Annotated in this window: 12 protein-coding genes; 8 read left to right on the top strand and 4 right to left on the bottom strand. The window is 44.5% G+C overall.

Features of this window, described 5'->3' with window-relative positions; all coding sequences use genetic code 11:
• Positions 1–206 precede the first annotated feature (206 nt).
• The 8 genes from K6V26_RS03865 to K6V26_RS03830 all read left to right on the top strand — a co-directional run bounded on the left by K6V26_RS03865 (position 207) and on the right by K6V26_RS03830 (position 7,432).
• A complete protein-coding gene (locus K6V26_RS03865) occupies positions 207–1,079 on the top strand; it encodes a YicC/YloC family endoribonuclease (protein ID WP_010800122.1) in 873 nt (290 codons plus the stop codon).
• Position 1,080: 1 nt separating this feature from the next.
• A complete protein-coding gene (gene gmk, locus K6V26_RS03860) occupies positions 1,081–1,650 on the top strand; it encodes a guanylate kinase (RefSeq protein WP_224264632.1) in 570 nt (189 codons plus the stop codon).
• Positions 1,647–1,826 (top strand): hypothetical protein, encoded by a 180-nt coding sequence (locus K6V26_RS03855; RefSeq protein ID WP_007657744.1) that lies wholly within the window; start codon positions 1,647–1,649, stop codon positions 1,824–1,826. Before gmk ends, K6V26_RS03855 begins: the two co-directional genes overlap by 4 nt.
• On the top strand, positions 1,808–2,407 hold the full coding sequence (gene nadD / locus K6V26_RS03850; protein WP_224264631.1) for a nicotinate (nicotinamide) nucleotide adenylyltransferase: 600 nt from the start codon (positions 1,808–1,810) through the stop codon (positions 2,405–2,407). The genes K6V26_RS03855 and nadD overlap by 19 nt, the downstream gene beginning before the upstream one ends.
• Positions 2,408–2,490: 83 nt before the next feature.
• Positions 2,491–4,221 (top strand): lysine--tRNA ligase, encoded by a 1,731-nt coding sequence (gene lysS, locus K6V26_RS03845; RefSeq protein ID WP_224264630.1) that lies wholly within the window; start codon positions 2,491–2,493, stop codon positions 4,219–4,221.
• A gap of 11 nt (positions 4,222–4,232) precedes the next feature.
• Positions 4,233–5,228, top strand: coding sequence for an NAD(P)H-dependent glycerol-3-phosphate dehydrogenase (locus tag K6V26_RS03840; protein WP_007657739.1), 996 nt, complete (start codon positions 4,233–4,235; stop codon positions 5,226–5,228).
• Positions 5,229–5,230: 2 nt separating this feature from the next.
• A complete protein-coding gene (locus tag K6V26_RS03835; protein ID WP_048314496.1) occupies positions 5,231–6,574 on the top strand; it encodes a glucose-6-phosphate isomerase in 1,344 nt (447 codons plus the stop codon).
• A gap of 129 nt (positions 6,575–6,703) precedes the next feature.
• Positions 6,704–7,432: an HAD-IA family hydrolase gene (locus K6V26_RS03830; RefSeq protein WP_048314498.1), complete on the top strand. Its 729-nt coding sequence runs from the start codon at positions 6,704–6,706 to the stop codon at positions 7,430–7,432.
• Positions 7,433–7,518: 86 nt separating this feature from the next.
• On the opposite strand, the gene K6V26_RS03825 is transcribed toward K6V26_RS03830, so the two are convergent.
• The 4 genes from K6V26_RS03825 to K6V26_RS03810 all read right to left on the bottom strand — a co-directional run bounded on the left by K6V26_RS03825 (position 7,519) and on the right by K6V26_RS03810 (position 11,936).
• Positions 7,519–8,385: a sugar phosphate isomerase/epimerase family protein gene (locus tag K6V26_RS03825; protein ID WP_010800128.1), complete on the bottom strand. Its 867-nt coding sequence runs from the start codon at positions 8,383–8,385 to the stop codon at positions 7,519–7,521.
• A gap of 97 nt (positions 8,386–8,482) precedes the next feature.
• Positions 8,483–9,736: an ABC transporter permease gene (locus tag K6V26_RS03820; RefSeq protein WP_224264629.1), complete on the bottom strand. Its 1,254-nt coding sequence runs from the start codon at positions 9,734–9,736 to the stop codon at positions 8,483–8,485.
• 11 nt (positions 9,737–9,747) lie between these two features.
• Entirely contained in the window at positions 9,748–10,926 is a 1,179-nt protein-coding gene (locus tag K6V26_RS03815; RefSeq protein WP_224264628.1) for an ABC transporter permease, read from the bottom strand.
• Entirely contained in the window at positions 10,923–11,936 is a 1,014-nt protein-coding gene (locus K6V26_RS03810; RefSeq protein WP_007657723.1) for an HlyD family secretion protein, read from the bottom strand. The genes K6V26_RS03815 and K6V26_RS03810 overlap by 4 nt, the downstream gene beginning before the upstream one ends.

Genomic DNA, 11,936 nt, shown 5'->3' with positions numbered 1-11,936 from the left:
TTGACAGTTGACGGTTGACAAGTGACAGATATTTTTCAATAGAACTCCGCTGTTCATCAACCGGATTAATTGGTCACAAAAGTACAAAAACGTCTTTATACGAATGAGAAAATAACGAACTTTTTCTCTATCAGGACGAAGAATTATCAACTGTCAACTGTCAACTGTCAACTGAATAAGCTATCTTTGCACAAATTTTTAGAACAATGATACAATCAATGACTGGATTCGGTAAGGTTACAGCCGAACTTCCTTCAAAAAAGGTAACCGTAGAAATAAAAGCACTCAACAGCAAACAACTGGATTTATCAACCCGCATCCCTTCTATCTACAAAGACAAGGAAATGCAAATCCGTAGCCAGCTGCTTCAGTCGCTTGAACGGGGTAAGGTCGATTTCAGCATTTATATCGAATATATAGGAAAAGATACTCCTACCCAGATCAACCTTACCGCTTTTGAAAGTTATTACAGCCAGGTTAAGGATATAGCAGAAAAACTGAATATTGCACTTCCGGCTGACTGGTTCCAGACATTACTAAAAATGCCGGACGTTATCAAATCTGAAATTGTAGAAGTAGACGAAAGCGAATGGGAAGTTGTTTTCAATGCGGTAAAGGGAGCTATCAAACATCTTTGTGACTTCCGCATCCAGGAAGGCGCCATGCTGCAAAAGTTATTTGAAGACAAAATCGGTAATATCGCCCGCCTGCTGACCGAAGTGGAAGAATATGAAGGCGAACGCATCGAAAAGATCAAAGCCCGTATCATGGATAACCTCGAAAAGGTAGCCAACCAGGACTACGACAAGAACCGCTTCGAGCAGGAAATGATCTATTACATCGAAAAACTGGATGTGAACGAAGAAAAGAACCGTCTCGACAACCATCTGAAATATTTCATCAGTACTATGAAAGACGGACACGGACAAGGCAAAAAGCTCGGTTTCATCGCTCAGGAAATGGGCCGCGAAATCAACACGCTCGGTTCGAAAAGCAACCATGCGGAAATGCAGAAAATTGTCGTTCAGATGAAAGACGAACTGGAACAAATCAAGGAACAGGTACTAAACGTATTATAATATGGCTGGTAAATTAATTATATTCTCCGCCCCGTCAGGCTCAGGTAAATCAACCATCATCAACCATCTGTTAAAACAGAACCTGAACCTGCATTTCTCTATCTCGGCAACAAGCCGTGCACCGCGCGGAACAGAACAGAACGGTGTGGAATATTATTTCCTGACTCCCGACGAATTCCGGGCCCGTATCGCTGCCGGTGATTTTTTGGAATATGAGGAAGTATATACCGATAAATACTACGGCACATTGAAAAGTGAAGTGGAACGCCAACTGAACGAAGACAACAACGTCATATTCGATGTGGACGTTGTCGGCGGATGCAACATCAAAAAGTTTTATGGTGACCGTGCTCTTTCAGTATTTATCCAGCCGCCCAGCATCGCCCATCTGCGTGAACGTCTGGAAGGACGTGGAACGGATGCTCCCGAAGTAATCGACAGCCGTATCGCAAAAGCGGAATTCGAACTGGGATTTATTCCTCATTTCGATGTCTGCATCGTAAACGACGACCTTGCGACAGCACAGGCCGAAGCAGTGGAAGTTATAAAAGATTTTCTGTCTAAAGAATGAATAACAACAGACAATTATCACGTAAATGGGGATATATTTTCGCACTGACCGGAATCGCGGCATTGGGAACCTGCATTGCAGGCCTCATTTATAAAGAATATCTCATTGCATTTGCAACCGGACTCGTATTCGGCGTACAGGCATTCAACTTTATAATGTGGAAGAAACAACGGTAAAGGAAAACAACAAGCTGAAAACCGGAATCTTTTCCGGTTCTTTCAACCCGGTTCACATCGGTCATTTGGCCCTGGCCAACTGGCTGTGTGAGTTTGCGGGGTTAGACGAACTCTGGTTTGTTATCACGCCTCATAACCCGCTGAAGAAACGCGACGACCTGATGGATGACCGGCTCCGGCTCGAACTGGTCGAAGCTGCCATTGCCGGATATGCCAAATTCCGTGCCAGCGATATCGAGTTTACGCTCCCCCAACCGACTTACACGATCGACACTTTACGTACTCTCGACCGTACATATCCCGACCGCGAATTTCATTTTATAATGGGGGCCGACAACTGGTCGTCAATCAATCGCTGGAAAGAATCGGAAACGTTAATTACCAACTATCCTATCCTGATTTATCCCCGTAAAGGATACGAAATCAACATTCCCGACAACCTTCCCGACATCCGTAAAGTCGATGCTCCGCTGATGGAAATATCCTCCACTTTTATACGCGAATCACTGGCTGCCGGCAAGGATGTACGCTTCTTCTTGCCGGAAGCAATACGTAACCATAAGTGCTTTTCTAATATATAATTAAGTAAACTACTACTCACTTTTATCCTATAAGTGAGAAAAATTTTGTACTTTTGCGCCGTATTATACAAAATAATAGCGTAATGAATCTATTAGAACTGAGTGAACAGGAAATCATAAGACGCAATAGCATGGAGCAATTGCGCCAAATGGGGATAGAACCGTATCCCGCTGCTGAGTACGTAACAAACGCATATTCCAATGAAATAAAGGCATCTTTTAAAGACGATGCAGAACCCCGTCCTGTAACTATTGCAGGCCGTATCATGAGCCGCCGTATTATGGGTAAGGCTTCATTCATGGAGTTGCAGGATTCGGAAGGCAGAATACAGGTATATATTTCCCGTGATGATATCTGCCCGGGTGAAGACAAAGATTTATATAACGTCGTTTTCAAGAAGCTGCTCGATATCGGAGACATTGTAGGAATCAAAGGTTTTGTATTCCGCACGCAAATGGGTGAAATCTCCGTCCATGCACAGGAATTGACGGTATTATCCAAATCACTCAGACCGCTGCCTATCGTTAAATACAAAGACGGTGTAGCTTATGACGGATTTAACGATCCCGAACTACGTTACCGTCAGCGTTATATCGACCTGATCGTAAACGATGGCGTAAAGGATATTTTCATGAAACGTGCAAAAGTGATCAAAACAATGCGCGCCGTACTCGACGAAGCCGGATATACGGAAGTAGAAACTCCGATCCTTCAGTCTATCGCCGGTGGTGCAAGTGCACGTCCGTTTATCACGCATCATAACTCATTAGATATTGACCTTTATCTGCGTATCGCAACCGAACTGTATCTGAAAAGACTGATCGTCGGCGGTTTCGAAGGGGTCTACGAAATCGGGAAAAACTTCCGTAACGAAGGTATGGACCGGACGCACAACCCGGAATTTACCTGCATGGAATTGTATGTCCAATATAAGGATTACAACTGGATGATGAGCTTCACGGAGCAGCTGCTGGAAAAAATATGTATGGCTGTCAACGGTACATGCGAAACCGTAGTCGACGGCAAGACTATCAGCTTCAAGGCTCCTTTCCGTCGCTTACCTATCCTGGAAGCCATTAAGGAAAAGACCGGCTACGACCTGGAAGGCAAGAACGAAGATGAAATCCGTTCAATTTGTAAAGAATTGAAGATGGAGATCGACGAAACAATGGGTAAAGGCAAGTTGATCGATGAAATCTTCGGAGAGTTCTGTGAAGGTACATTCATCCAGCCGACATTCATTATCGACTATCCGGTTGAAATGAGTCCGCTGACCAAAATGCACCGTAGCAAACCGGGACTGACCGAACGTTTCGAATTGATGGTGAACGGAAAAGAGTTGGCAAACGCTTACAGCGAGCTGAACGACCCGATCGACCAGGAAGAACGTTTCAAGGATCAATTGAAGTTGAGCGAAAAAGGGGACGACGAAGCGATGTTCATCGACCAGGACTTCTTGCGCGCATTGCAATTCGGTATGCCTCCTACATCCGGTATCGGTATCGGTATCGACCGTTTGGTGATGTTGATGACCGGTCAGACAACTATTCAGGAAGTATTGTTCTTCCCGCAAATGCGTCCGGAAAAAACAGTAAAGAAAGATGCTGTCGACAAATACGTAGCATTAGGTATCGATGAAGCCTGGGTGCCGGCATTACAGAAAGCCGGTTATCTGACTGTCGACACGCTGAAAGAGGTGAACCCTAACAAGCTGCGCCAGGAACTTTGTGAGATGAACAAGAAGTATAAGCTGGAACTGCAAAATCCTGCGGCCGAAGAAGTGGAAGCATGGATTGCCAACGCAGCCAAATAAAAGGGAATGCTATGAAATTACCCGGTAAAATTGCAATAATGGGAGGTGGTAGCTGGGCTACCGCCTTAGCCAAGATTGTACTTTCTACACAGGATAGTATTAACTGGTATATGCGCCGGCAGGACCAGGTTGACGACTTTTTAAAGACAGGACATAACCCCAGTTATCTGTCTGCCGTAAAGTTCGATACGGACAAAATAAAATTCTACACGGATATAAACGATGCGATTAGCGATTCCGATACGCTAATCTTTGCGACTCCATCTCCGTTCCTGAAACAACATTTAATGAAGGTGACGACCCCGCTGAATGATAAATTCATCATCTCGGCCATCAAGGGGATTGTACCGGACGAGAACATGCTGATTGCCGACTATTTCACGGAATATTATAATGTACCTATGGAAAACATCGCAGTAATCGGCGGTCCGTGTCATGCGGAAGAGATTGCGCTCGAACGTCTTTCTTATATTACATTAGCCTGTTCCAATATCGACAATGCACGTGCCGTCGCCCATGTATTCCAGAATCAATATCTGAACAACTATTGTTGTAAAGATGTTAGAGGAATAGAATATGCTTCTGTTTTAAAGAATGTATATGCGATTGTTGCCGGTATCTGTCACGGGATGAAATATGGAGACAACTTCCTGGCAGTATTTATCTGTAACGCAATCGAAGAAATGCGTAATTTCCTCAATTCCGTACACAGCCTGGAACGCGACGTAACCGACTCGGTTTATCTGGGAGACTTGCTGGTGACAGCTTATTCCCGTTTCAGCCGTAACCGTACGTTCGGGACGATGATTGGAAAAGGATATTCCGTCAAGATTGCCCAGCTGGAAATGGAAATGATTGCCGAAGGATATTACGGAACCAAATGTATCCACGAGATAAATGAAAAGTATAAGGTAAACATGCCGATTCTGGACGCCTTATACGATATATTATATGAAAGAAAATCGCCGACTACCGTTATACGGCAGTTGACAGAAACATTTAAGTAGGTATGAAAAACATCAGTATTAACATTGACAAAGCACTGGGCGCTGTTACAAAAGAACAGGTTTACGCACAGGAAGCCAAGGCAAACGAATGTATTGCCACTTTACATAACGGAAACGGAGCTGGTAACGATTTTCTGGGTTGGTTACATCTCCCCTCTTCTATCACGGATGCTGAATTAACAGACATCGAGAACACGGCCAACGTGCTTCGTTCTAAATGTGAAGTTGTCGTTGCCATCGGTATCGGCGGAAGCTATCTCGGCACAAAAGCCGTTGTCGAAGCATTGAACAACAGTTTTGACTGGTTGCAGTCTGACCGTAAGAACCCGGTTGTTCTCTATGCCGGACAGAATATCGGTGAAGATTATCTGTATGAGCTGTGTGAAATACTGAAAGGTAAACAATTCGGTCTGATTAACATATCCAAATCGGGAACAACAACAGAGCCTGCCCTGGCATTCCGTATGCTGAAGAAGCAACTGGAAGACGCAGTCGGCAAAGAAGAAGCAAAACATCGTATTGTTGCCATTACTGATGCCAAAAGAGGTGCCCTTCGCACATTGGCAGACCAGGAAGGTTACAAGACATTTATCATTCCTGATAATGTAGGCGGACGTTTCTCCGTACTGACTCCGGTCGGTTTACTGCCTATCGCAGTGGCAGGTATCAGTATCCGCGACCTGGTTGCTGGTGCCGTATCTATGGAGAAGGCTACAGGCATTGAAGTTCCTTTCAATGAAAACCTGTCGGCTATCTATGCTGCAACCCGCAACGAATTATATAAAAGCGGCAAGAAGATTGAAATCCTTGCCAACTTCCATCCGAAACTTCATTACATTGGTGAATGGTGGAAACAGCTGTACGGCGAAAGCGAAGGTAAAGACGGAAAAGGTATTTTCCCGGCTTCTGTCGACCTGACAACCGACCTTCACTCAATGGGCCAATGGATTCAGGAAGGCGAACGCATCATCTTCGAAACAGTCATCTCTGTTGAAACTCCTTCACACAAAGTTGAAGTCCCGACAGACGAAGCCAACTTGGACGGCCTGAACTTCCTTGCCGGAAAACGTGTAGACGAAGTAAATAAGATGGCAGAACTGGGTACTCAGCTGGCACACGTAGACGGTGGTGTTCCAAACATCAAAATCACGATGCCGGAAGTAAATGCTTATTACATCGGCCAGTTGTTCTACTTCTTCGAGAAAGCCTGTGGAATCAGTGGTTATATGCTGGGCGTTAATCCGTTCGACCAACCGGGTGTAGAAGCATACAAAAAGAACATGTTCGCGCTGCTGAACAAGCCCGGATATGAAAAAGAAAGCGAAGCAATCCGCGCACGATTGTAATAACCTGTTACATGACATAAATAAAAAGGTGAAAGTGGATGTTCTTGCTTTCACCTTTTTATTTTTAAGAAGATATCTATACTAAAGGAGATTCATATCTTTGCAAAGATTATTAAGGATATAAATAAAATGATACAAGAAGCTATCAACCGTTATCTGCTTAGGACTAAGCAGAACTCTCTTTCTCCCAAAGCTGTACTTTTCGATATGGATGGTGTCTTATACGACTCCATGCGTTTTCATGCCCGTGCCTGGAACGAAACAGCGATACATCATCAGCTCCAGGCTAAAGAGGAAGACTTTTACATGTTTGAAGGCCGTACCGGTGACAGTACGATCAACGAATTGTACCAACGTACCTTTCAGCGTGATGCGACCGATGAGGAAAAACGGGAACTATATGAGGAGAAAGCAATGCTTTTCAATAAATATAATGATGGTAAAGCAATGACAGGCGCCGCAGAAGTACTGGCTGCCGTTAAAGCGACCGGACTACAAACATTAGTCGTAACCGGTTCCGGCCAGCACAGCTTGATTAACAAACTGGAACATACCTATCCCGGCTGTTTTACCCGCGAAAAGATGGTTACGGCTTTTGACGTAAAATATGGCAAACCTCATCCCGAACCTTATCTGATGGGATTGCAAAAGGCCGGAGTCCATGCCAACGAAGCATTTGTCGTAGAAAACGCCCCGATGGGTGTCGAAGCCGGTGTTGCAGCAGGCATCTTCACGATTGCAGTCAATACCGGTCCCCTCCCCGACAAAGTGTTATTGGATGCAGGCGCCGATTTACTATATCCGGATATGGCAAGCCTGGCAAAAGACTGGGATAATATAATGAGGTGTATAGGATAGATTCTATTTCCATATAAAAAAACAAAGCGATACCTACAGAAAACCGTAAGTATCGCTTTTGCCATGAATAATTATCTTATAATCGTTTACTTTACATAATTCGCCTTGTTCAGGAAGTCGAAACTTTCTTTACAGCTGGCTACAGGATCATTGTTTGTATATTGTTCTACTTCAACGTACCAGTCTCTTACATTGTTTGCATACATCTGGTCAAAGATCGGTTTGAAGTCAATCTTACCGCTGGCACCGATTTCCATGTCATCCTTAATATGGATCGTCTTGAACTGGCTCGGACGGGATTTCAGATAAGCCACGGGATCACCACCACCTTGTGTCACCCAATAAACATCCATCTGGAAGAATACATGATTAGGACTTACATTGTCCAGCAAGAAGTCGTAGATCAACTTATCTTCTATCTTACGGAATTCAAATGCATGGTTATGATAACCGAAAGCAATACTGGCAGCAGCCGTTTTGTAACCTACCGTATTGAAATAATCGCAATACATCTTCAGGTCATCCAAGGTTGTTTCATCATTCACCGGCATCCAGGGCTGAACCATATATTTAACCCCCAATTCGTTGTGAGCAGCAATTGCCTGGTCCCACCAGTTCATTACTTCTGCTTCCTTTTCTTTGGTAAAAGCCTGTCCCAAATGGGCACTCGTACACTTCATACCCAAGTCGTTACACATTTTCTTAAATTCAGCAGGAGCTAAACCATAAATTTTACCATTGTCATAACCGGCTGTTTCTAAATTGGTATACCCCATTTTAGATGCTGTTTCCAACACTTTTTGAATGCCTTCGTCTTTTACAAGGTCTCTCAAAGAATATAACTGTAAACCGATATGTTTCTTTTCGGCACAAGAAGATAACAACTGAGGTGCAACTAAACCTCCTGCAAGCAACATGGAAGCTTGCTTTAAAAAGTCACGTCTGTTCTGCATAGTACTAAAAATTAAGTTTGATTGAGAATTTGTACAAAAGTAAAACTATATTCGATGGATTCTAATATTATTTCGTTAAAATCAATAAAAAGATGAATTACTTTTGCCGCAACATTCGCTGCATCTTCATGTATCGATATTGTTTTATGATCAATTTCCGGCTACGCATAATCTGATACCTGTAAATAATGCAAGCTGTAATAAAATAGATACCGGCCTGTATCCAAAGCGTACGGTATTCGTGAGCCACTTCATTTAAGGAGGCTCCTGCCGTATTGATTCGGATAAATCCCTGTATTCCCGGCGTGGAGGGGAACAGATAACCGATTGCTTTCCAGAACGGAGGTATCGCCTCCTTAGGCCAAGACACGCCGGAGATAAACAACAGAATGACCGAAGTAAAGACAAAGACCAACATCGGTGACTCACGGCTTGTCATAAAACCGGACAAGGTCATCGACAAAAAGATGGACGCGAACAGATAAGGCAGAACAAACAACATAACAGTCCACGACTCTCCCACCTGCGGCAAAGAGAACAACTTCGGAACCACAGCCAATGCCCAAATACAAACAACTACATATAATAATATATAGGTAAGCGACTTGCCGAACACGATACGCAACGTCCCGTTAAAATGACGGCTTATCGGAACCAGGCTGTGGAAACGGTTCTTTTCACGTGCCGTTCCTCCCAACATACCGATACCCAGAATAAGCGTCTGCTGGATAACCAGAATAAGGATAGCCGGCACAAGGAAGCTGGCAAACCCGTTCTGCGAATTGAACAGGGCTACCGATTCATACGGAATAGGATTGATCGTTATCTTTTCCTGTTCTATCGTCGACGACGGATTATTCTGCGCCCGCAGTTCTTTTCCTATCTCGAGCGAAACTTCAGTCGTTGCCAACAGGAAGGCTTTATAAAACAACAAAGCACTCATATCACAATAAAGCGAAACTGTCGCCTGCTTTCCTTTATGTATATTTTTGCTGAACTCACTGGGGAAATACAGGATTCCGTATGCTTCTTTCGCATCCATCATCCGTTTTGCCTCTTCCATATCCGAACAGACGGCAACAACCTTTACATCTGCCGTTGCATCGACCTTACGGATATATTCGCGGCTCAGATAAGAATCCGACTGGTCCACCACCACCATCTTGGCATTGTGAACCACCTCATTATTATAGATAAACGCATACAAAAGCGGATAGATGAACGGGACCAGGAAGAAAAAGATCATGACTCCCGAATCCTTGAAGACGTTCTTCAATTCATCCTTCCAGATAAAAAAGGTATCCAGTATACCTTCTTTGATTATATATCGTAAACGATGTTCTCTTTTCATCACTTTCAGTTTTACGGAATATACTTAAAGTACAGCAACGCATTCTTCAGGTTCTTTCCTATCAAGAACGGTAAGATAAGGAAGCCAGCCAACCAGACATATTCACTCCATGAATAGAACAAATCCCTACCGTTCAACGCCTGATCCACATAAATCAGAAAATAGTGACGAAGCGGAAACAGGTCGCTCAATGCCTGCAAAGTCGGATCCATCCCTAACACGGGAAAAGAAAATCCGACAATAGAGAAAGCAATCATACCGAACAAACTGGCAAAACTCAATCCCAGACGCAAAGTCGGCAACACGCCGATCATAAACACACCGACAGCCTGCGAAGCCAGCACCAACAGGATCATTGCCGATATCATCGGCATCCAACCACTATTCAGCGGGAAAGCATTGAAACCGTACAAAGCGGCACAGCACATCAACGCCACAAGAGTAAAAATAACAGTTTGCGGGAGTAACTTCCCCAACAGACTAGTCGTTAAGGAGTTTCCTCCCGTCTGCAACCACTGGCGGGCAGTCGAATATTTTATTTCTGTACCGATACTGAACACCGTCACCAGGAAGATCATCAACTGAAGCACGCCCGGCAAAATCGTATTATTCAGATAGACGGAATAGTTCAGCCAGGGATTACCAATCGCATGAGTATCCACTACTACCGGCTGAAGCTGTCCCATAATCTGGTCAGTCGTATATCCTTTCGCCAGTCCGGTCTGCAAGCCGACCGAAGCGCCAGCCAGGACAGAGATGGTTTTCATATCCCTAAAAAGCAGGGAGGCTGCGATTAGATAAGTGCCGTTCGTATAGAAAGACAATGTAGGTTGTTTTCCCGTTGTTGCCTCCACTGCAAAGTTCTTCGGTATATAGAAAATACCGTATATGTTTCCTTTTTGCATCTCCCGGCGTGCATCATCGAACGTAGCGGTCTTATAAACAACCTCCGTCTGTTCAAAAGCATCCAACTGCCGGATCAGGTTACGGGAAGTGGCTGAGCCATCCATATCGACCACGGCAATCGGCAGATTGGTTGGCAAGCCATCTTGCATCAGTGACAGGAAGAAGACGACACAGAGAGCCGGAGCGATCAGCATACAGAAGAAATAGATCGGCTTCGATGTCAGCCGGTGTATCTCCCGCTTCGCCACATTCCAGATACTATGTAAACTCTGCTTCAATGTCATAATATTTCGTTTCCTTTTTTCTTCATTACGACAGACATTCCGGGACGTAAGTCTGCTATTTTTTCCTGCGGACGGGCACGGACTTCAAAGGTCTTCGAATCGAATTGTCCGGTTGTCTTTGTAGCTTTCCAAGCGGCATACGAGCCCATGTCCTTCATATAATATACTTTCAGCTTTACCGGCTTATTGTCGAGTGCCGGAATAAAAGCATTCAGTTCGGAACCGATCTTGATATCCTTCAACAGGTCTTCACGAACACTGAATGATACCCACATATCGTTCAAATCCGTGATATTCATAATCGGTGCACCGGTACCGACCAATTCTCCCACCTGTGGGAAACGTTCGGATACCTCTCCGTCGATAGGTGAAACCAAAGCCGACTCTTTCAAATAAGATTCCACTTCGGCAACAGCGCCGCCAGCCTGTTGAACCAGGGCAGCCGCAGCAGCCTTATCTTCCGAACGGGCACCGTCCCGAGCCATATCATACTGTGACTTAGCCGCTTTTTCGGTAGCGACCATCGCTTTATAGTTTGCCTCAGCCTCATCTCTTTTCTGAGCAGACATGACTCCCTTGTCATATAAGTTCTGAACACGGGTATATGATTTTTTGGCAATCTCCAAACCTGCTTGCGCCTTCTGCCACATCTCGTAAGCACCGGCTATTTCCTGTGCACGGGCTCCTTTAAGAGCTTTGGCATTCTGTGCTTCGGCAGCTTTTTGAACGGCTTCCGCCTGTTGCAGTTTTGCCAGGACTTCCGGAGTATTCAGATACACCAATGTATCACCGGCTTTCACCTTATCTCCTTCATCAAAACGATACATTTCGATTCGTCCGGGTACTTTTCCGGAAATACGAACCTGATTGGCTTCAGCCTGCCCCATAATAATATCGTCGGGAGGAGTAAGCAAAAAGAAACCGGTCAATGCGACTAATCCAATCACGACCAATACCGTGATAAATGCCAACATCATGTTGCTGATCGAAAACTTTTTATTCTCGTTCAT

Origin of the sequence: Parabacteroides goldsteinii (assembly GCF_020091425.1) — a bacterium.
In the GTDB taxonomy this organism is placed as follows: Bacteria; Bacteroidota; Bacteroidia; order Bacteroidales; family Tannerellaceae; genus Parabacteroides; species Parabacteroides goldsteinii.
The sequence above is the reverse complement of the archived record's forward strand: the minus strand, read 5'-3'. Positions and strand labels throughout refer to the sequence as shown.